The organism is Mycetocola miduiensis (genome assembly GCF_900115155.1).
Taxonomy (GTDB): Bacteria; Actinomycetota; Actinomycetes; order Actinomycetales; family Microbacteriaceae; genus Mycetocola_A; species Mycetocola_A miduiensis.
In genome coordinates, this window is sequence record NZ_FOVM01000008.1 from 109,376 (window position 1) to 129,767 (window position 20,392).

Here is a 20,392-nt window from a genome sequence, read left to right on the forward strand (position 1 = left end):
CACAGTCAACTAAGCACGAAAGCACAGTCGAGTAACCAGACTGGTGAGAAAGAGCGGCAGAACAGCGTGATCGTCGGAATCGGCGTCGACCTGGTCGACCTTGCGCGGTTCGAACGCGCGGTCGACAGGACGCCGAGACTGCGCGATCGCCTGTTCGCCGCCAGTGAGCTGGACAAGCCGCTCCGGTCGCTTGCCGGTCGGTTCGCTGCCAAGGAGGCGCTCATCAAGGCGCTGGGCAGCTCCGACGGTGTGCACTGGCTCGAGATCACGGTGACGAACAACGCGCAGGGCGACCCGCGCTTCGATCTGACCGGCGAAACCGCAGCCGTTGTGGCCGCCAGGGGGATCACGTCCCTGCACCTTTCAATGAGCCACGACGCCGGCGCGGCCATCGCCTTCGTGGTCGCCGAACGAGCAGATGACGCCGTGCCGTCAGGGATGGACGACGCATGACCGGTTTTCGTGAGGCCGTCATCAACCTCGACGCGGTGACCCGGAACATCCGGACGCTCCGAGAGGTGGCCGGCACCCCGCACCTCATCGCCGTCGTCAAGGCGGACGGTTACGGCCACGGTGCTGTTCCCGTTGCCCGGGCTGCGCTGGCCGGCGGAGCCGACTGGCTGGGCACAGCGGACATCGAGGAGGCCCTCGAACTGCGGACCGCCGGTATCGGGTCTCCGATCCTGTGCTGGCTGCACGCGAACGGCGCCGACTTCGCCGCCGCGATCCGGGCGGATGTCGACCTTGGCGTGTCGTCTCTCGCCCAGCTCGACGACATCGCGGATGCCGCCGACGGCGGAACCGCATACGTCCACCTGAAACTCGACACCGGTCTCAGCAGGAACGGCGTCGTGGAGGGGGAATGGGCGGAGTTGTTCCGCCGGGCGGCCGACCTGGAGAACGCAGGGGTGGTCCGTGTGCGGGGCATCTTCTCGCACCTGTCCAACACGTCGGCCGATGACGACCGAGCCGCGCTTGGCGTGTTTCACCGCGGACTCTCCGTCGCCACCAATGAGGGGCTTCGTCCTGACCTGGTTCACCTCGCCGCGACGGCGGCGGCGATCGACCTGCCGGAGACCCGCTTCAACGCCGTGCGAATCGGTATCGGCATGTATGGCCTGTCGCCGTTCGATGACCGCACTCCGGCCGACCTCGGCCTCACCCCTGCCATGACCCTGCAGGGCAGGATCGCCGCCGTGAGGCGCGTCCCGCTCGGAACCGGTGTCTCGTACAGCTACACCTACCGCACGGCCAGCGAGTCAACGCTCGCCCTCGTCCCGCTGGGCTACGCCGACGGCGTGCCGCGCCAGGCATCCGGTGCCGGCCAGGTCCTGATCGGCGGTCGCCGGTTCTCTGTCGCCGGGAGGGTCGCCATGGACCAGTTCGTCGTCGATGTCGGCGACGCCGACGTTGCTGTCGGCGACGACGTCGTCCTGTTCGGCGACCCCGCAGCGGGCGCGCCGAGCGCATCCGACTGGGCCACAGCGGCGGGCACCATCAACTACGACATCGTGACCCGAATCGGCGCGCGTGTGACCCGGCGGTACCCCGGATGATCGACGCTGAGAACATCGTCGTGGCGACATCCGACGACATGCACGCGTTCGGGGTGCGGCTCGGCCGGTCCCTGTCCGCAGGCGACCTGCTCGTGCTCACCGGACCGCTTGGCGCGGGAAAGACCACCCTCGCCCGCGGCATCGGTGAAGGGCTCGGCGTGCGCGGACCCGTGACCAGCCCGACCTTCGTTCTGGCCCGAACCCACCCGAGTATTGTCGGCGGCCCCCCGCTCGTACACGTCGACGCCTACCGCCTCAGCGAGCCGATCGAACTCGATGACCTCGACATCGACTTCGCCGGAAGCGTCGTACTCGTCGAATGGGGCCGTGGCATGGTGGACGCCGTCGCGTCACGCTGGGTCGACGTCGAGATCGAACGGCCCACCGGCGCAGTCGGGTCCGACGAGAACGAAGCGGATGCCGTCGACGAACCCCGTCACATCCGGATCACCCGCCACGACCAGGACCCCGCCTGACCACCGCTGTGACCGCGTAGGCTGGACGGGTGCTTCTCGCCATCGATTCTTCCACCGGGACCTCCGTCGCCGTGGTCGACCGCGACGGCGGGATCCTCGCCGAAAACGCCGTCGACGACACCATGCGACACGCCGAGGTCGTCGGTGCGCTGATCCGCGACACCCTCAGCGAGGCGGGGGTCGTCGCGGCAGATCTCTCCGCCGTCGCGTGCGGCATGGGCCCCGGACCCTTCACCGGGCTGCGGATCGGCATCGCCGCTGCGAGAGCGTTCGCTCTCGGTGCAGGCAAGCCTGTCGTTCCCCTCGTCAGCCATGACGCTGTCGCCTTCGCCTGGTACGCGGCAGGGAACAGTGGCGACCTCCTCATCGCCACCGACGCCCGCCGCCGTGAACTGTACTGGTCGGCATACTCCGGAGTCACTGCGGTGGGACTACCGGTTCGTTCCGCCGGGCCCGGCCTTTCGCACCCCGAGGATGTACCGGCGAGCACAGGCTCCCGGATCGACGCGGACACGGTCTCGGCGGGGTCGCTCGGCATGCTCGCCGAACTCACCTGGGCTGCCGGCGCGAGCTTCGCAGCCGACGAACCGCTCTATCTCCGGTCCCCGGACGTCACAATGTCTTCACGCAAGCGGGTGACCGCATGACCTGGCAGCTACGGAAGGCATCCGCCGCGGACCTTCACCACATCATGCAGATCGAACAGTCCGTCTTCGTCACGGACGCCTGGTCGGAGTCCGTGATGCGTGCCGAACTCGAATCGGGCAACACCGTGTACGTCGTGGCGACGGCGCTCGGCGCTCCTGATGTCGTCCAGGGGTACGCGGGCCTGATGGTGCCGCCTGGGGCGACCGAGGCTGACGTGCAGACCATCGCCGTCGCCCCGGACGTACGCCGGATGGGACTGGGCCGAGCACTCATGCACGCCCTGCTCAAAGCTGCCAGGTCCGCGGGGGTCCGCGACGTGTTCCTCGAGGTCCGCGCCGACAACGCGGGGGCCCAGGCCCTCTACGAGTCGCTGGGGTTCGTGGGCATCGGCGTGCGCCCGGGGTACTACCAGCCGGATGATGTGGATGCACTTGTGATGAAACTCGAACTTCCCCGCCAGAGCACAGCGGTCGGTGCCTCGTGAGCGCAGGGACCCTGAACCGGGACGCTCCGCTCGTCCTCGGTATCGAAACCTCCTGCGACGAAACAGGAATCGGCATTGTGCGTGGCCGCACCCTGCTGAGCAACACCATCGCCTCGTCGATGGAGGAGCACGCCCGTTACGGTGGCGTGGTTCCGGAGGTCGCCGCGCGCGCGCACCTCGAAGCGCTCGTCCCGGCGCTGACCTCGGCGGTGGCCGAGGCAGGAATCACGCTCGACGACCTCGACGCGATCGCCGTGACATCCGGTCCGGGCCTCTCCGGCGCGCTGATGGTCGGTGTTGGCGCCGCGAAGGCGCTCGCCGTGGCCCTCGACAAGCCGATCTACGCGGTGAACCACCTCGTCGGACATGTCGGCGCTGACATCCTCGACGAGTCAGGCACCCCGTTCGAATACCCCACTATCGCGCTGCTGGTGTCAGGCGGACACACCTCCCTGCTCCTCGTCCGTGACCTCGTCGGCGACGTCGAGCTCCTCGGTGAGACGATCGACGACGCCGCGGGGGAGGCGTTCGATAAGGTCGCCCGGCTCCTGGGGCTCGCATACCCGGGCGGACCTGAGATCGACCGGCTCGCCGCTCTCGGTGACCCAAAAGCCATCCGCTTTCCTCGCGGGCTGACCCTTCCCAAGGACATGGCGAAGCACCGCTACGATTTCTCGTTCTCCGGGCTCAAGACATCCGTCGCCCGTTGGGTGGAGAAGCAAGAGGACCTCGGAAACGAGGTGCCCGTCGCGGATGTCGCGGCGAGCTTCCGCGAAGCGGTCGCGGACGTGCTCCTCACCAAGGCGATCGCTGCCTGTGTCGACTACAACGTGCCGCGGCTGCTCCTCGGCGGTGGCGTCGTCGCGAATGCGCGGGTTCGGTCTCTCGCAACGGAGAGGGCCGCAGCGGCCGGGGTTGCGCTTCGGATCCCGCCGCTGTCGCTGTGCACGGACAACGGCGCGATGATCGCCGAGCTCGGCGCACAGCTGATCATGGCCGGACACGCGCCGTCGACGCTGGACTTCTCGGCTGACTCGACACTCCCGGTCACTGAGATCCAGGTCCGCTGAGATCCAGGTCCGCTGAGATCCAGGTCCGCTGAGCCGGCGCGGCTGCGTCGCCGTTGATGGCTGGAGGGTGCGTCGCGTCGTCGCTATTGGTCGAAGATTTCGTCGAGGTCCAGTCGCCTGTGACCGAGCGGCGAAAGAACAGCGAAATGTAACCGAGCGATGGTGTGCCGGGCTGCAACGCGTGGGTCGCGGGATGCCTCGCGATAGGGTGTCATTCTGGATGCCGGTTGTTCGCCTCACGCGCCCCGGTCGACCTCGTGCTTGGTGACAGGAGAGAACTTTGTCAGACCCCCAGTCTCCCGAGCACGCCCCGGCGCGACCGCCGCTTCCTCCCCAGCCCACGCCGTCCGTCGAGCCACCAGCGGCCGAGGCTGTGCCAGAGGCGGACGGACAAGACCGAGGCAGGCCAGAGCCCGACCTGGACGCTGCCCGGGCGCCAGCCGCGACTCCTCCGTACGCCCCATCCTCATCGCCCGCATACGGCGGAGCATCCACACCGCCACCGAACCCATTCGGGCAGCCGACCGCCGGTCGGCACGCGAGTCCATCGACCTCGGCTGAGCAGTCGCTCGGGTTCGCCCCGCCCAGTTCCCCGAGCTTCGCCGCACCGGCCGGAGCGGCGGCAGGGTACGGTTCGTACCCGCAAGCACCATCGGCGCAGCGGCATGGCCAGCCCGCCAACGAAGCTTCCGGTTACCGAACGCCCGGTTACCCGACGAACCCGCAGGCCCAGCAGTACCCGGCTCCGGTAACGCCGCCGAGGCCAGCGAAGCCCTCCACGAAGCTCGCCAACACCGGCCTCGCCCTCGGCGTCGTCGGGGTGATCGGCGGCATCTTCTTCGGCTGGACGCTGCCCTTCTCGATCGCCGCCATCGTGCTCGGCTTCCTCGCCCGGCCGAGGGAACCGCGCGCCCGCGGCGTTGCCCTGAGCACGATCGTCACGGGCGCCGTCGGAGTGCTGCTCTCGCTGGGCTGGCTCACCTACAGCATCCTCACCTGGCTCGCGCTGACGGCGTCATAGCGAAAGGACCCCGTCCCGTGAACCCCGCCATTCTCTTCACCGCAGCCACGACCAGCTACCTGGCCAACTGTGCCCTTGGCACCGCGGTCGCCACAGGCACCCTGAACACCGGTCGTGCGCACTGGGTGCACCACGCGCTGTACATCTCGACGGCCAGCCTCGCGGCAGTCGCCACGAGTTCGCTGTTCTGGAGCCGGAACCGCGCCGGGCTGTTGTTGCTTCCCGCCGCTGTGCCCCTCGCCCTCATTCCTGCCATCAGTTCGCACTCACGCCGGCACATCGTCACGGCGCTCGCCGCAGCACCGTTCTTCGTGGCGAGTCTCGTCAAAGCCTGGAGGTAATACGCATGGAATTCCTCGACGTCGTTCGCCGGCGCAAGACGACCAACGGACCGTTCCTGCCCGACCCGGTCAGCGAAGAGCATCAGCGACTGCTCATGGAACTCGCCGGCCGGGCGCCGTCGCAGCTCAACAGCCAGCCATGGCGGTTCGTGATTGTCGAAGACCGCGCGACGATCGAGCAGATCGCGACGATCAGCGGTGAGAGCATGACCGAGGCGATGTCGAACGGCACGTTCTTCGAACGCTACAAGCCCTACTTCCGGTTCAGCGCCGAAGAGATGGCGACGAGGAGGGACGGGATGCTGTTCGACCGGCTCCCGGCCGCGCTCCGTCCGTTCACCGGCCAGGTCTTCACCGCGCGCGGGCAGAAGCTGATGAACACCATGCGGGTGCCGCAGAAGCTCGGTGAGGAGAACCGCAAACTCGTCGCCGGTTCGCCGATGCTCCTCGGGGTGATGCTCGACAGGTCCGAGTACCGGCCGGGCGAACTGTCATCGTTCTACTCGGTATTCAGCATGGGCGCCGCGATGGAGAACGTGTGGCTCGCAACCGTTGAACTGGGCATGGGCATCCAGTTCGTGTCGTTCCCGATGGAGGTCCCAGGCAATTGGGCCAAGATCGAATCGCTTCTGCGGGTGCCTGACGACCTGGAGCTCATGGCCGTCTACCGCCTCGGCTACCTGCCGCACGAGCAGCGCCGCCCCGCCATCGACTGGTCGAGCCACGAGCGCAAGCTGCCGTCGCAGTACGTCTTCCGCGGCACATGCGAAACGCCCCAGGCCGGGTGGGATGTTCCCGCCGAAGCGGGCGACCCGGCCTGAGGCGTCGCGAAGTCCTAGCGTCCGGTTGCGTCCTGCTCCCGCTCGACTGAGCCGCGCCAGGCGCCGGTCTCAAAACCGTTCGACTCGATGAGTTCCTTGAACTTCTTCAGGTCGCGGCCGATCTGGATGTCATCGACCTGCAGGAGCGCACCGGCCTTCTCGACGATGCCCTGCGGGGTCCAGTCGAGCTGCACCGAAATGCGTGTCTCATCGTCGTTGAGGCGGTAGAACGTGACGACTCCGGCGTGGTCTTCGCCACCGGTGCTCTTCCAGGCGATCCGCTCATCCGGGTGCTGCTCGGTGATCTCAGCATCGAACTCACGGGTGACCCCGGCGATCGACACCTTCCAGTGCGTCAGGGTGTCCGTCTTCTGAACGACCTCGTCCACTCCGCTGAGGAACTGGGGGAACGATTCGAACTGGGTCCACTGGTTGTACGCGGTGGTGATGGGAACGGTGACGTCGATATCCGATTTGACAGTTGCCATGGGCATCCTTCTCTCTTCTCGGTTTGCTGGATTCCCTCAGGACATCACGACGGGCTTCGCGCTGTCGAGGGGTTGCGACCGGCCACCCGACCATGCCACGCGAGACGGATGCCGGTCAGAGACGCTCGCAGAGAAGCGCGGCGTGCCTCCCGGCAACGCGCGTGAGTACGAGGGTCGCGCTGTTCGGGCCTTTCAGGTTCATGCGGGTCCGGAACGCGGCAGGGTCGATGTCTGCCCCGCGCTTCTTGACCTCGAGCGTGCCGATGCCGCGCGCTCGCAGTGCCCGTTTGAGGGTGCGCTCGTCGAGCGGAAAACGCTCGAGAATCCTGAACCCCGTCGCGAACGGGGTCGTCCGTGCCTCATCGCCGGTCAGGTAAGCGATTCCGTCGCTCAGCATGCCTGCGCCGAGCGTCCGGGCGACGTCGCCGATGAGGCGGGCGCGGATGACGGCTCCGTCCGGCTCCCAGAGATACTCCCCGAGCGGCGCGACGTCGACGTCGTCGCTGTCGGCCCCCGCGTGCAGCTCGTGGCTGCCATTGCTGTCGAGGACGAGGGCAGAGCGGTGGATGCCGTCGCGTGCGACAGCGCCGAACCACAGGCCCAATTCCACCACGTGCCCGTCGACGCTCACCCACTGGGCTTCGGCGTCGTCGGGGATCAGTGACCGGTCAAACCCTGGCCCGAGCTTCACCCCCGTCGGCCGGGCCGCTGCAGCAGCGAAGACAAAATCGAGGGACGGCGTGTAGTCGGAGGGCTGGGTGAGGCGGGCGGTGTTCGAATGACCGGCGGTGCGCCTCGCCGGGTCGAAGTACAGCGCGTCGAACCGATCCAGGTCGATGTCCTCAGCGGATGCGTGCTCCACTTGTGCCGATTCGAACGGGGCGAGGTTGTAACTGGCGACGGTCGCCGTCACCTCGTCGACGTCGACGGCGGTCACCTCCAGATCGAGGGCAGCGAGTGCCATGGCGTCCCCGCCGATCCCGCAACCGAGGTCGGCGACTCGCGTCAAACCGGCGGAATCGAACCGCCCGGCGTGAAGCGCGGCCACCCTGAGGCGGGTGGCCTGCTCGAGCCCCGCTTCGGTGAAGAGCATCCGTGCAGCGAAAGCCCCGAACTTGCCCTGGGCCTTCGCGCGCAGTTTGGCCTGGGTCAGCACCGATGCGACGAGGGAGGGGGAATGGCCGGCCGCTCGCAGCCGCGACACGGTGGCGACGACGTCGCCAGTGTCCGCTCCTGCCACCTCATCGAGCAGGGTCAAACCCTCCGGGGTGAGCAATTCGACCAGTTCGGCTCTTTCCATCCCGCAAACCTACCAAGCGTCTGGGGGCGATTCCCGCGTGGGTTGGCACTCACGTTGCGAGAGTGCCAACGGATCCCTAGACTGGCGTTAGCACTCTCGATGTGAGGGTGCTAACTCACAGTCTTAGTTCAGAAAGAGGTCAACCGTGTCGGTCTCCATCAAGCCGCTCGAGGATCGCATCGTCATCAAGCAGGTCGATGCCGAGCAGACAACTGCTTCCGGTCTCGTCATCCCTGACACCGCCAAGGAGAAGCCCCAGGAGGGCATCGTCGAAGCTGTAGGCCCCGGCCGCGTCGACGACAACGGCAACCGCGTCCCGCTCGACGTCGCCGTCGGCGACAAGGTCATCTACTCCAAGTACGGCGGAACCGAAGTGAAGTTCGACGGCCAGGACTACCTGGTTCTCTCGGCTCGCGACGTTCTCGCCGTGGTGGTTCGCTAGCACGCACCGCACTCAGTCGGATCCCGGATGGCGAAAGCCGTCCGGGATTCGTCCGTTAAGCGGCGAAGAGGAGTCCAGCCAGCGGTAGCATCGGGGGATGCCCCCCGCGTCCGATCCTGCAGACATCGACGTCGTGACCGGCGGTACTGTCACCGTCCGGACCGGCGCCGTCCCGGAGCGGCTGAACCGTTCAGGCCTCGCATACGCGGTTACTGCCTACGTGCTCTGGGGTATGCTACCGCTCTACTTCCTCCTGGTTGCCCCGACCGGCCCGTTCGAGCTCGTCGCCGTGCGGGTGATCTTCTCCCTCCTCTTCTGTGCGCTGCTGCTCACGGTGACCCGAGCCTGGAAGCCCTTCTTCCGGCTGCTCGTGACACCCAAGATCAGCTTCACCATGGCGCTCGCCGGCGCCCTCATCTTCGTCAACTGGCAGACCTACGTCTTCGGGGTTCTCAACGGGCAGGTGGTCGAGGCGTCGCTCGGGTATTTCATCAACCCCATCGTCACCGTCTTCCTGGGCGTCTTCTTCCTTCGCGAGCGGCTGCGTCTTATCCAGTGGATCTCGGTCGGGATCAGCATCCTCGCCGTCCTCGTCCTCGCTGTCGGCGCCGGCGGTGTCCCGTGGATCGCTCTCATCCTCGCCTTCTCTTTCGGGCTGTACGGCTATATCAAGAAGCGGGTCGGGCCGCGGGTGGATGCCGTCGCCGGTCTCACGCTCGAAACCACCTGGCTGCTCCCCGTCGCGATCCTGCAGCTTGTCTTCGTCGGGCTCACCACCGGGCTGACGATCGGCACGGTGAGCCCGGTGCACACGGCACTGCTCGTCGGCACCGGCGTGATCACCGCCGTCCCACTTCTCCTCTTTGCTGCAGCATCGCGACGGCTGCCGCTCGTGTGGATGGGATTCATCCAGTTCTTCGCCCCGGTGATCCAGTTCCTCTTCGGGGTCCTCGTGCTCCACGAAGAGATGCCGCTCGAACGGTGGATCGGGTTCGCTCTGGTGTGGCTTGCGCTCATCGTGCTCACCGTCGACATGGCGGCTGGGGCGCGGCGATCGGCCGTTCAACGCAACAAAGCCGCTGGAACTCGCCCCTGACCGCGGAAAAAGATCACGAACTGTAACGATTGTGCACGCTGTTACACGGATGTAATCACTTTGTATTGTTCCCTGACGATTGCTCGAATAGGTTGGCACAACGACAGCGCTAGAGCGCTGTCGATTGGACACGACAGCAAGGAGCAACATGGGCGTTTTCACCCGGGCTACGGCCTCCCGCTCACGCAAAGCCACTCTCAGTGGACTTGTCTTCCTCGGGGCCAGCGCGCTGGTTCTCACCGGATGCTCAAGTTCGGGCGGAGGCGAAGGCAGCAGCAACGAAAAGCCGACAGGCGAGGATCTGACCCTCAAGGTGGGAACGCTCCTGCCGCAGACCGGACAACTGGCATTCCTCGGCCCGCCCGAAGAAGCCGGTGTTGGCCTGGCGGTCAAGGAGATCAACGACGCAGGTTTGGGCATCACCGTTGATGTCACATACGGCGACTCCGGCGACCCCGATAACAAGGCATTCGCGACAACTGTCCCGAACCTGCTCGGAGAAGGCGTCTCAGCCATCATCGGCGCCGCATCCAGCGGTGTCACGAAGCTCGTCATCGACGAGGTCACCGGCGCAGGCGTCATCCAGTTCTCGCCGGCGAACACGTCCGCTGACTTCACCACGTGGGACGACAACGGGCTGTTCTGGCGAACAGCGCCCAGCGACGTCCTCCAGGGTGAGGTGCTCGGCAACCTGATCGCCGAAGACGGCAACGAAACCCTCGGCATCCTCTACCTCAACGACTCCTACGGAACCGGTCTGGCCAAGTTCACCAAGGAGGCGTTCGAGAACGCAGGAGGCGAAGTCGTCGAGGAAGTGTCGTACAACGCCGGTGACACGACGTTCGACGCGCAGGTCAGCTCGCTGAAGGCCGCGAACCCGGATGCGATCGCCCTGGTCGCATTCGAGGAGACCAAGACGATCGTCCCCGCTCTCGCCGGCTACCCGGCAGACAAGATGTACTTCGTCGACGGAAACCTGGCTGACTACTCGGCCGACTTCGCTCCCGGGACCCTGACGGGCGCCAAGGGCACCCTGCCCGGTCTCGACACCGACGAGCTCGGTGACTTCACCGATCGCCTGCAGGAGTTCTGGCAGGGAGAGGGCAACGAGGAGCTGAAGGACTACAGCTACGCAGCTGAGTCCTACGACGCTGTCGTGCTCATCGCCCTTGCGGCGCTCCAGGCGGGATCGACGGAAGGCAAGGACATCGCAGCCGAGCTGCAGAGTGTCTCCGGAGGCGGTGAAGACGCCGGTGAGAAGTGCACGACTTTCAAGGACTGCGCTGCTCTCATCAACGATGGCGAAACCGCCGACTACGACGGCTACTCCGGACCGGTCACGTTCGATGAGAACGGCGACCCGACCGAGGCGACCATCGGTATCCACCAGTACAAGGAAGACAACACCTACGAGCGCATCAACTAGATCGCTCCGGTAACAGGGAGGTGGCCGCGGGAAACCCGCGGCCACCTCTTTGTCGTCGTCCGGGCAGACAGACCCGGCCCGCAAGCGAAAAGCCCCGCAGACGCCGTCTGCGGGGCTTTCTGTCGTAAGCCGGCTTACTCGTCGTCCTGGCCCAGGGTGCCGAGGTAGAGGCCGATCACCTTCTTGTCGTTGAGCAGTTCGCGGCCGGTTCCGGTGTAGGCGTCCGTGCCCTGGTCGAGCACGTACCCGCGGTCGCAGATCTGCAGGCAGCGGCGTGCGTTCTGCTCGACCATGATCGTCGTCACGCCCGCCTTGTTGATGTCGGAAACGCGGATGAACGCGTCATCCTGGCGGACGGGGGAGAGACCGGCGCTCGGCTCGTCGAGGAGCAGAACGTGCGGGTCCATCATGAGCGCACGGGACATGGCGACCATCTGGCGTTCACCACCCGACAACGATCCGGCCCGCTGCTTGAGTCGCTTGCCCAGCTCGGCGAAGATCCCCGTGACGAACTCGAGCCGCTCGGAGTAGATCTTCGGATTCTGGAAGAGACCCATCTGCAGGTTCTCCTCGATCGTCAGGCTCGGAAACACATTGTTCGTCTGCGGGACGAAGCCGACACCACGTGCGACGAGTTTGTCCGCCTTCAGGCCGGTGATGTCTTCTCCGTTGAGCCGGATTTCGCCGCCCCGCACGCGCACCTGGCCGAAGATCGCCTTGAGCAGCGTCGACTTGCCTGCACCGTTCGGGCCGATGATGCCGATGAGCTCGCCCTTGGCGGCGACCAGGTTCGCCGAGTTGAGGATGTTGACGCCGGGCAGGTACCCGGCAGTCAGGTTCTTGACCTCGACGACCGTTTCCGGGGCGAGTGTGGCTGTGGTCACTTGGTGTCCTCCTCTTTCGCGGTGTCGTCCGTCGGGGTGTCTGCGATGTACGCCGACGAATCCGTCAGTCCGACCTCGGCGTCGATCTCCGCGAGGAGGTCTTCGACTTCTGCCGTCTTCTCGCCTGAGATGCGTCCTGTGACGACTCCGAGGTCGACGTCCTGGTGGCTTCCCAGGTAGGCGTCGATCACCGCGGCGTCCTGCATGACCGTCTCCGGGTCTCCTTCTGCGACGATCCGGCCTTCGGCCATCACGATCACCCAGTCGGCGATGTGCCGGACCATGTGCATGTCGTGCTCGACGAAGAGCACGCTCATCCCTTCTGTCTTCAGGTTCAGGATGTGGTCAAGGAGCGACTGGGTCAGAGCCGGGTTCACGCCGGCCATCGGCTCGTCGAGCATGACGAGCTTGGGGGAACTCATGAGGGCGCGTGCCATCTCGAGGAGTTTCCGTTGCCCGCCGGAGAGGCTCGCAGCGAAGTCGTCCTTCTTCGTGTCGAGCTTGAACCGCGCCAGGATTTCCATCGCGCGTTCCTCGATCTCCACCTCCTGCTTGCGCCACAGCGGTTTGAGGAGGCTCGAAAACACGTTCTCGCCTGTCTGTTTCTGCGCGCCGAGCTTCATGTTCTCGAGCACGGTGAGCAGGCCAAGCGCCTTGGTCAGCTGGAAGGTTCGCACCTGCCCCATCCGCGCCACCCGGAAAGCGGGGATGCCGTTGAGCCGCGTGCCGTCGAAGGTCCAGGTTCCTGTGTCCGGTTTGTCGAAACCGGTCAGCAAATTGAACAGAGTTGTCTTTCCGGCGCCGTTGGGGCCGATCAGAGCCGTGATCGCGCCCCTCGGGATCTCCACGTGTTCGACGTCGACCGCTTTCAGGCCCCCGAAGGTGCGGGTTACGTTGTCGGCGATGATGATCGGGTCCACCTTGGCGACGCCAGGAGCAGCGTCGCCGATGTGCAGGCCCGTCGTCTTGACGGGGGACTGCGAAGAGCTATTGCTTGACAAAGGTCAGCTCCTTCTTGTTGCCGAGGATTCCCTGGGGTCTGAAGATGACAATCAGCATCAGGGCCAGTCCTACGAAGATGAATCGAAGTGTCGCTGCCTGCGTGGTCGACATGAACGGCAGCAGCCCGCTGGATGCCATCGCGGGCAGGACGTTCGACAGGAATCCCATGATCACCCAGAAGATGACGGCGCCGAGGATCGGCCCGAAGACCGTTGCCGCACCGCCGAGCAGGAGGATGGTCCAGATGAAGAACGTCAGGCTCGTCACGTACACGCTCGGCACAACCGCCGAGGGAAGGGCAAAGACGACGCCGCCAAGGGCGCCGAAGATGCCACCGATGATGAGCGCCTGCATCTTGTAGGCGAAGACGTTCTTGCCGAGCGCGCGGACGGCATCCTCGTCTTCACGGATTCCCTTGAGGACGCGTCCCCACGGGCTCCGCATGAGCAGCCAGACGAGGAGCGCGGCGATGATCAGCAGGCCGATGCCGAAGATCCGCACCCACCAGCCGTTCGCGTTGTAGGTCCACGGTCCGAAACCGTACGTCCCTTCGGGGAACGGGTTGGCGGCGCGGAAACCCTCGTGGTAGTTACCGAGGCCGTCGGCCGAGTTGGTCACCGCGTCAAAAACCTGCGTTGTGAACAACAGGCGCACGATTTCGGCCGCCGCGATTGTGACGATGGCGAGGTAGTCCGCTCGAAGCCTCAGTGTCGGGATGCCGAGGATGAACGCGAAGACGACGGATGCCAGGCAGCCGACGAGAATTCCGGCCCACCACGGCAGGCCGAAGGTGAGAATCGAGATGGCGTAGCCGTAGGCGCCGAGCGCCATAAAGCCGGCCATACCGAAGTTGAGCAGTCCGCCGTATCCGAAGTGCACGGCGAGTCCGAGGGCCGCCAGTGCGTATGCGATGGTTTCCGGGCTGATCAGCCAGGAGGCGGTGTTCGACAGAATTGCTTCCCAGTCCATGGCGTCCTCCTATCCGATTCGTTCTTTACGGCCGAGGAGGCCCTGGGGTTTGACGAGGAGGACGCCGATGAGCACGACGAGGGCTCCGACATATTTGATGTCCGACGGAATCCACAGCGTGGAGAGTTCAACGAGGAGCCCGACGATGAGCGAGCCCAGGAGGGCGCCGAACGCCGTGCCGAGCCCACCGAGGACGATGGCGCCGAAGACGAGCAGCAGGATCTGGGTTCCCATGTCCCATTTGATGCCCGGGCGGAAGTACGCCCAGAGGATTCCGGCGAGACCGGCGAGCGCGCCGGCGAGGATCCAGACGATGCGCACGACCCGGTCGACGTCGATTCCGCTGGCGGCCGCGAGCGACGGGTTGTCCGAGATCGCCCGTGTGGCCTTGCCGGTGCGGGTCCGAACGAGCCACCAGGCCATCGCCAGGAGAACGACGGCGGACGTAGCCATGCTGATCATGTCGGTGATCGAGAGGGTGACCGAGCCGAACAGATTGATTCCTGCCTCGCCGGCCCCAGGCAGCTGGTACGTGCCTCCACCGATGAAGTACAGGTACACATAGCGGATGAGCAAGGAGAGGCCGATGGAAACGATCATCACCTGCACGATGCCGATCCCCTTGCGGCGCAACGGTCTCCACAGTCCCGTGTCAAGCACGTAGCCGAACACGCCGCTCATCACCACCGCGGCAGGCAACGCCGCCCAGAGCGGGAGTTGGAGGTTGGTGAACATGAGCGCCATCACCGCGCCGAAGGTCACCATTTCACCGTGCGCGAAGTTCGACAGCCCCGTCGTCCCGAAGACGAGGGAGGCACCGACGGCTGCGAGGGCGAGGAGAAGGCCGAAGTTCAGGCCGTTGACCGTGCGTTCGACGAACTGGTCGAAGAAGCTCGTCGTCTCACGCACGCCTTCACCGAGGAAGTAGTTGACGATCTTCGAGTTGGTCAGCGCGATCTCTGATTCGACCGATGCGGACCCCTCCGCGACGATGACGCCCTCCGGGAGGGTCTCCTCGTCGAGAGTGACCGTGTACGTGCCCTTCTCAGGGACGCCGATCTTCCACTTTCCTTCGGCATCCGTGTCGACGTCGGCCTTGTAGCCGTTGCCTTCCACGGTGATATTGACGTCCTCGAGCGGTTCGCTGTCGTATTTGACGTTGCCGGCGAAATAGAAGTCGTATTCGGTGCCGACCTCATCAGCCTGAGCGGGTGCCGCTGACGCCGACTGCAGTATCAACGCGCCGAACAGAAGTGCGAAGAACAGCAGGATCGTGCGCGCTCGGCGCGGGGCAGGGACTGAATGAGGGGAACTCACTGCACCTCCAGTGCGGGACCGCCAGGTCCCTCGGGCAGAGGACCGTTAGGCCTCTGCGCAACTTCTCGCCAAACGGCATTGTTTGACGATACGACCCGATTATGACCTACATGTTTCGAACATGGGTATTCCTTAACTCAAAGTGCACAAGTTCCGGGCATAATCGTTACCTTTCTGCGGTTAGCATTAACTACCGGTCCCCATGCACAGTGTTTTCTGGCATTCGTCACCGCCCGATGACGCCGGTACACCACCGTGAAGGGAAGCAATGGAAAACTCAGACCCGTTCGGCTTTGTCGGACTGACTTATGATGACGTCCTGCTGTTGCCCGGCCACACGGATGTCATCCCGAGCGAGGCAGAGACCTTTTCGCGGCTAACCAAGCGCATCACGGTGGCCACGCCGCTCCTGTCCAGCGCCATGGACACCGTCACCGAGGCGCGCATGGCCATCGCCATGGCACGCCAGGGCGGAATCGGCATTTTGCACCGCAATCTTTCCATCGCAGACCAGGCCGAGCAGGTCGACCTCGTCAAGCGCAGCGAGTCTGGCATGATCACGAACCCGGTCACAACGACTGCGGATGCCACGGTGGCGGAAGTGGACGCGCTCTGCGGCCAGTTCCGCGTTTCGGGCCTCCCGGTCATCGATGGCGACGGTGTTCTCGTCGGAATCATCACCAACCGCGACATGCGCTTCGTCGCCCCGTTCGAAAAGGCCACGACGCCGGTTCGCGACGTCATGAGCCGGATGCCGCTCATCACCGCGCCGGTCGGTATCGACCCTGACGACGCCATCGCGATCCTCGCGCAGCACCGGATCGAGAAACTGCCACTCGTTGACGACGCAGGCAAGCTCAAGGGGCTCATCACCGTCAAGGACTTCGACAAGAGCGAAAAGTACCCGAATGCCACCAAGGACGAAGAGGGCCGGCTCCGTGTCGGAGCCGCAATCGGTTTCTTCGGCGACGCCTGGCAGCGCGCCTGTGCTCTCCGCGACGCCGGAGTCGACGTTCTCGTGGTCGACACAGCCAACGGCGATTCCGCCGGTGTGCTCGACATCATCCGTAAGATCAAGGCCGACCCGGCATTCGACGGCGTGGATGTCATCGGCGGCAACGTCGCGACCCGCGAAGGTGCCAAGGCCATCGCCGAAGCCGGTGCTGACGCCATCAAGGTCGGAGTCGGTCCTGGATCGATTTGCACCACCCGTGTGGTCGCCGGTGTCGGTGTGCCCCAGATCACCGCCGTGTACGAGGCATCCCTCGCTGCGCGTGAATACGGTGTCCCGGTTATCGCCGACGGCGGGCTGCAGTACTCGGGAGACATCGCGAAAGCGCTCGTCGCCGGGGCGGAGACCGTCATGCTCGGGTCGCTGCTCGCCGGTTGCGATGAGAGCCCGGGCGAGCTCGTCTTCGTCAACGGCAAGCAGTTCAAGACGTACCGCGGCATGGGATCGCTCGGCGCACTGCAGACCCGTGGCGAGAAGACTTCGTACTCGAAGGACCGCTACTTCCAGAACGACGTGCCCAGCGACGACAAGCTCATCCCAGAGGGCATCGAAGGCCAGGTCCCCTACCGTGGACCGCTCTCCGCCGTGGCGTACCAACTCATCGGCGGCCTGCGCCAGTCGATGTTCTACGTCGGTGCCCGCACGATCGAAGAGCTCAAGCAAAAGGGCAAGTTTGTGCGGATCACCCCCGCCGGGCTCAAGGAGTCGCACCCGCACGACGTGCAGATCGTCGTCGAAGCGCCGAACTACAGCCGCTAGGCCTCACCCACGAAGTCACCCGTTCCGGTCGAATCCACGCGCTACGCCGCGTGAGTTCGACCGGAGCGGGTGTTTTGGTTCGGCAGGAGGCCGCGGCGCGGAGATGGTTGGCGGTCGCCGTCTCGTTTTCGAGGTTGCCTCCCCGGTGTTGCGTTCCCGAGATGGCTGCGGGTCGCCGTATCCTTCTCGAGATTGTCTTGGTTAGGGCTGCCGCCTTTCTCGGAGCTGCGCTCCGAGCCTTTCGCGGAGCTCCGCTCCGCGCGGGTAGGCTGGGGGAGTGAGTATGGAAACTGAGATCGGTGCGTCCAAGCGCGCACGCCGCGCGTACGCCTTCGATGACATCGCCATTGTGCCGTCCCGTCGGACCCGCGACCCCGAAGATGTCTCCATCAGCTGGAGCATCGACGCGTACCAGTTCGACGTTCCGTTCCTCGCTGCACCAATGGACTCCGTCGTCTCACCGACGACCGCCATCATGATGGGCAAGCTCGGGGCGCTCGGTGTTCTCGACCTCGAGGGCCTATGGACCCGGTACGAGAACCCGGAGCCCCTGCTCGCCGAGATCCGCACCCTGCCCGAGGCGAAGGCAACGGCACGGATGCAGCAGATCTATTCCGAGCCGATCAAGCCCGAACTCGTCACCGCGCGCCTCGCCGAGATCCGTGCAGCAGGCGTCACCGTCGCCGGCGCGCTGTCGCCGCAGCGCACCCAGGAACTCTACGAAACCGTCGTCGCGGCCGGCGTCGACCTGTTCGTCATACGCGGTACGACGGTCTCCGCCGAGCACGTCTCGAAGAACCAGGAACCGCTGAACCTCAAGGAGTTCATTTACGAACTCGACGTCCCGGTCATCGTCGGCGGCGCAGCCACGTACACGGCCGCTCTGCACCTCATGCGCACAGGCGCCGCCGGCGTCCTCGTCGGTTTCGGCGGGGGAGCGGCGTCGACCACCCGGGCAACCCTCGGCATCCACGCGCCGATGGCCACCGCCGTCGCCGACATCGCCGGCGCACGCCGTGACTACATGGACGAGTCAGGCGGACGCTACGTCCACGTCATCGCGGACGGCGGTCTCGGCACGGCCGGCGACATCGTCAAAGCCATCGCCTGCGGAGCCGACGCCGTCATGCTCGGCACCACTCTTGCCCGGGCAACGGATGCTCCCGGCGGCGGCTACCACTGGGGCACGGAGGCATACCACTCCCAGCTTCCGCGCGGGCGGCGCGTCGAGGTCGGCCAGATCGGCTCGCTCGAAGAGGTTCTCTACGGCCCGGCGACCGTCGCCGACGGCAAGGCGAACCTCGTCGGGGCTCTGCGCCGTTCGATGGCGACGACCGGGTACTCCGACATCAAGGAATTCCAGCGGGTCGAGGTCGTGCTCTCGCCCTACCACGCGCACTGAACGTCTGCGCTCAGTCGAACATGCGGCGCACGACGTTCGTGTTCGCCAGGTCGAGGAGTTCTTCGCCGCGCCCTGACAGGACGGTGCGAATCGCGTAGAGGGTGAACCCTTTCGCCTGCTCCGCACTGATCGCCGGGGGAATGGACAGCTCCTGCCGAGCTGTGACGACGTCGACGAGCGCCGGGCCGTCGTGCGCGAACGCCTCAGCGAGCGCCGACGGCAGATCGTCCGGACGCTCGATTCGTCGGCCGTGTATCCCCATCGCGTTCGCCACGTCGGCGAAGTTCGGGTTCTCGAGCCCGGTGCCGTAGTTCACGAGCCCTGCCGCCTTCATCTCGAGTTCGACGAAGCCGAGGGACGAGTTGTTGAACACGACGACCTTCACCGGCAGCCGGTTCTGCACGAGGGTGAGCAGTTCCCCCAGCATCATCGTCAGGCCGCCGTCACCGGCGAGCGCGATCACCTGGCGGCCCGGGTGGGATGCCTGTGCCCCGATTCCCTGCGACACGGCGTTCGCCATGGTGCCATGGCTGAACGAACCGATCAACCGCCGCTGGCCGTTCATCGACAGGTAGCGGCTCGCCCACACGACAGGGGAGCCGACATCCGGGAGGAAAACCGCATCCGCATCCGCCTGCTCATCGATCAGCCGGGTCAGGTACTGCGGATGAATCGGCGCCCGGTTGCGGTCGTTCGTCGCGAGATCATCGAGCCCCGACCTGCTCTTCTGGTAATGCTTGACCGAGCGATCGAGGTGATCGCGGTTCGTCTTGGGTTCGAGCAGCGGCAGGAGCACCTGCGCGGTGTCCCGCACCGTCCCCACGAGGCCGAGATCCAGGGGGGTTCGCCGTCCGAGTTGCTCGCCACGCACGTCGACCTGGATCTTGACGGCATTCTCCGGAAAGAACTGCTGGTACGGGAAGTCCGTGCCGAGCATCAGAAGCGCATCGCAGGATTCCATGGCCCGATAGCCGGATGCGAAACCGAGCAGCCCGGTCATGCCGACGTCGAACGGGTTGTCGTATTCGATGTGCTCTTTGCCGCGCAGCGCGTGGACGATCGGAGCGCCGAGCGCGTCGGCAAGCGCCAGGACCTCGGCATGGGCGCCTGCCACTCCGGCGCCGGCCAGGATCGTGACCTTCTCAGCGGTGTTGAGCAGGCGGGCGGCCTCGGCGAGGGCTTCAGCGGACGGGAGCACCGAGCTCGAGGTCGGGCGGATCGGCACCCTCCGGTCCAGGGCGGCCTTGGCCCCGAGGACGTCGCCCGGGATCACGATCACCGCAACCCCGCGACGTTCGATTGCCGTGCGCATCGCGATCTCGAGCACGCGAGGCATCTGCTCGGGGGTTCCGACCATCTCGCAGTAGACGCTGCATTCACGGAACAGCTCTTGCGGGTGTGTCTCCTGGAAGTAGTTGCTGCCGATCTCGGCGCTCGGAATGTGCGAGGCAATGGCAAGCACAGGGACGCGCGACCGGTTGGCGTCGAAGAGACCGTTGATGAGGTGCAGGTTACCCGGCCCGCAGCTCGCCGCGCACACGGCCAGGTCGCCGGACAGCGCAGCGTCAGCGGACGCGGCAAGGGCTGCCGCCTCCTCGTGCCGCACATGCACCCAGTCGAGGTTCCCGCCTGCCCGAATCGCATCGGTGAGCGCGTTCAGGGAGTCGCCCGGGAGCCCATAGATCCGCTTCACCCCGCTCAATTCCAGCGTTGCGACGATGTTCTCAGCGATCGATCCCATGACTGCTCCTGACCGGGTCAGCGAATTGGTGTGTCCATCGAGTCCATCACAGTTCGCTCGCGAATGGCAGAGCGCATGGCCCCGGCGCAAGGCAGTTGTGACGTATGTCCCCGTGCGTTAGCGTCGAGGGACATTGA

21 protein-coding genes are annotated in these 20,392 nt (G+C 65.6%); 14 read left to right on the forward strand and 7 right to left on the reverse strand.

Annotated features, from left to right (window positions below; all coding sequences use genetic code 11):
• Positions 1–66 precede the first annotated feature (66 nt).
• The 9 genes from BM197_RS13370 (at position 67) to BM197_RS13410 (ending at position 6,417) form a co-directional block, all read left to right on the forward strand.
• Complete coding sequence (locus BM197_RS13370; RefSeq protein ID WP_090712374.1) at positions 67–453, forward strand: holo-ACP synthase; 387 nt, start codon at positions 67–69, stop codon at positions 451–453.
• Positions 450–1,556: an alanine racemase gene (gene alr, locus BM197_RS13375; RefSeq protein ID WP_090712376.1), complete on the forward strand. Its 1,107-nt coding sequence runs from the start codon at positions 450–452 to the stop codon at positions 1,554–1,556. The genes BM197_RS13370 and alr overlap by 4 nt, the downstream gene beginning before the upstream one ends.
• A complete protein-coding gene (tsaE, locus tag BM197_RS13380; RefSeq protein ID WP_090712378.1) occupies positions 1,553–2,032 on the forward strand; it encodes a tRNA (adenosine(37)-N6)-threonylcarbamoyltransferase complex ATPase subunit type 1 TsaE in 480 nt (159 codons plus the stop codon). Before alr ends, tsaE begins: the two co-directional genes overlap by 4 nt.
• A gap of 29 nt (positions 2,033–2,061) precedes the next feature.
• The gene (gene tsaB / locus BM197_RS13385) at positions 2,062–2,679 is read left to right on the forward strand and encodes a tRNA (adenosine(37)-N6)-threonylcarbamoyltransferase complex dimerization subunit type 1 TsaB (protein ID WP_090712380.1); all 618 of its coding nucleotides are present in this window, start codon (positions 2,062–2,064) and stop codon (positions 2,677–2,679) included.
• Positions 2,676–3,164: a ribosomal protein S18-alanine N-acetyltransferase gene (gene rimI, locus BM197_RS13390; protein ID WP_090712382.1), complete on the forward strand. Its 489-nt coding sequence runs from the start codon at positions 2,676–2,678 to the stop codon at positions 3,162–3,164. Before tsaB ends, rimI begins: the two co-directional genes overlap by 4 nt.
• Positions 3,161–4,234: a tRNA (adenosine(37)-N6)-threonylcarbamoyltransferase complex transferase subunit TsaD gene (gene tsaD / locus BM197_RS13395; protein ID WP_090712384.1), complete on the forward strand. Its 1,074-nt coding sequence runs from the start codon at positions 3,161–3,163 to the stop codon at positions 4,232–4,234. Before rimI ends, tsaD begins: the two co-directional genes overlap by 4 nt.
• 280 nt (positions 4,235–4,514) lie before the next feature.
• Positions 4,515–5,255, forward strand: a complete 741-nt coding sequence (locus BM197_RS13400) for a DUF4190 domain-containing protein (RefSeq protein WP_143095080.1) — start codon at positions 4,515–4,517, stop codon at positions 5,253–5,255.
• Between the two features lie 17 nt (positions 5,256–5,272).
• Positions 5,273–5,596: a hypothetical protein gene (locus BM197_RS13405; RefSeq protein ID WP_218151871.1), complete on the forward strand. Its 324-nt coding sequence runs from the start codon at positions 5,273–5,275 to the stop codon at positions 5,594–5,596.
• Positions 5,597–5,601: 5 nt separating this feature from the next.
• Positions 5,602–6,417 (forward strand): nitroreductase family protein, encoded by an 816-nt coding sequence (locus tag BM197_RS13410; protein ID WP_090712388.1) that lies wholly within the window; start codon positions 5,602–5,604, stop codon positions 6,415–6,417.
• Positions 6,418–6,431: 14 nt separating this feature from the next.
• On the opposite strand, the gene BM197_RS13415 is transcribed toward BM197_RS13410, so the two are convergent.
• Together BM197_RS13415 and BM197_RS13420 are read right to left on the reverse strand one after the other, a co-directional pair.
• Positions 6,432–6,905, reverse strand: a complete 474-nt coding sequence (locus BM197_RS13415) for an SRPBCC family protein (protein WP_090712389.1) — start codon at positions 6,903–6,905, stop codon at positions 6,432–6,434.
• A 115-nt stretch (positions 6,906–7,020) separates the two neighbouring features.
• Positions 7,021–8,205, reverse strand: a complete 1,185-nt coding sequence (locus BM197_RS13420; RefSeq protein WP_090712391.1) for a class I SAM-dependent methyltransferase — start codon at positions 8,203–8,205, stop codon at positions 7,021–7,023.
• Positions 8,206–8,350: 145 nt separating this feature from the next.
• Here BM197_RS13420 and groES point away from each other — a divergent pair, with 145 nt between their 5' ends.
• The 3 genes from groES to BM197_RS13435 all read left to right on the forward strand — a co-directional run bounded on the left by groES (position 8,351) and on the right by BM197_RS13435 (position 11,169).
• Positions 8,351–8,647: a co-chaperone GroES gene (gene groES / locus BM197_RS13425; RefSeq protein WP_090712393.1), complete on the forward strand. Its 297-nt coding sequence runs from the start codon at positions 8,351–8,353 to the stop codon at positions 8,645–8,647.
• Positions 8,648–8,744: 97 nt separating this feature from the next.
• A complete protein-coding gene (rarD, locus tag BM197_RS13430; RefSeq protein ID WP_090712396.1) occupies positions 8,745–9,743 on the forward strand; it encodes an EamA family transporter RarD in 999 nt (332 codons plus the stop codon).
• 148 nt (positions 9,744–9,891) lie between these two features.
• Positions 9,892–11,169: an ABC transporter substrate-binding protein gene (locus tag BM197_RS13435; protein ID WP_090712399.1), complete on the forward strand. Its 1,278-nt coding sequence runs from the start codon at positions 9,892–9,894 to the stop codon at positions 11,167–11,169.
• A 134-nt stretch (positions 11,170–11,303) separates the two neighbouring features.
• On the opposite strand, the gene BM197_RS13440 is transcribed toward BM197_RS13435, so the two are convergent.
• The 4 genes from BM197_RS13440 to BM197_RS13455 are packed head-to-tail and all read right to left on the reverse strand — an operon-like array spanning position 11,304 to position 15,341.
• Positions 11,304–12,053 carry an ABC transporter ATP-binding protein gene (locus tag BM197_RS13440; protein ID WP_090712401.1) on the reverse strand — a complete coding sequence of 250 codons (750 nt, stop codon included), beginning with the start codon at positions 12,051–12,053 and terminating at the stop codon, positions 11,304–11,306.
• Positions 12,050–13,054: an ABC transporter ATP-binding protein gene (locus tag BM197_RS13445; protein WP_090712403.1), complete on the reverse strand. Its 1,005-nt coding sequence runs from the start codon at positions 13,052–13,054 to the stop codon at positions 12,050–12,052. Before BM197_RS13445 ends, BM197_RS13440 begins: the two co-directional genes overlap by 4 nt.
• Positions 13,041–14,024 carry a branched-chain amino acid ABC transporter permease gene (locus BM197_RS13450; protein WP_090712404.1) on the reverse strand — a complete coding sequence of 328 codons (984 nt, stop codon included), beginning with the start codon at positions 14,022–14,024 and terminating at the stop codon, positions 13,041–13,043. Before BM197_RS13450 ends, BM197_RS13445 begins: the two co-directional genes overlap by 14 nt.
• A 9-nt stretch (positions 14,025–14,033) precedes the next feature.
• Positions 14,034–15,341: a branched-chain amino acid ABC transporter permease gene (locus BM197_RS13455; protein WP_425435728.1), complete on the reverse strand. Its 1,308-nt coding sequence runs from the start codon at positions 15,339–15,341 to the stop codon at positions 14,034–14,036.
• Between the two features lie 268 nt (positions 15,342–15,609).
• Between BM197_RS13455 and guaB the strand changes: the two genes are divergently transcribed.
• Positions 15,610–17,112 (forward strand): IMP dehydrogenase, encoded by a 1,503-nt coding sequence (gene guaB / locus BM197_RS13460; protein WP_090712406.1) that lies wholly within the window; start codon positions 15,610–15,612, stop codon positions 17,110–17,112.
• A gap of 283 nt (positions 17,113–17,395) precedes the next feature.
• Entirely contained in the window at positions 17,396–18,514 is a 1,119-nt protein-coding gene (locus BM197_RS13465; RefSeq protein ID WP_090712408.1) for a GuaB3 family IMP dehydrogenase-related protein, read from the forward strand.
• Between the two features lie 10 nt (positions 18,515–18,524).
• On the opposite strand, the gene poxB is transcribed toward BM197_RS13465, so the two are convergent.
• Entirely contained in the window at positions 18,525–20,255 is a 1,731-nt protein-coding gene (gene poxB, locus BM197_RS13470; protein WP_090712410.1) for a ubiquinone-dependent pyruvate dehydrogenase, read from the reverse strand.
• Positions 20,256–20,392 lie beyond the last annotated feature (137 nt).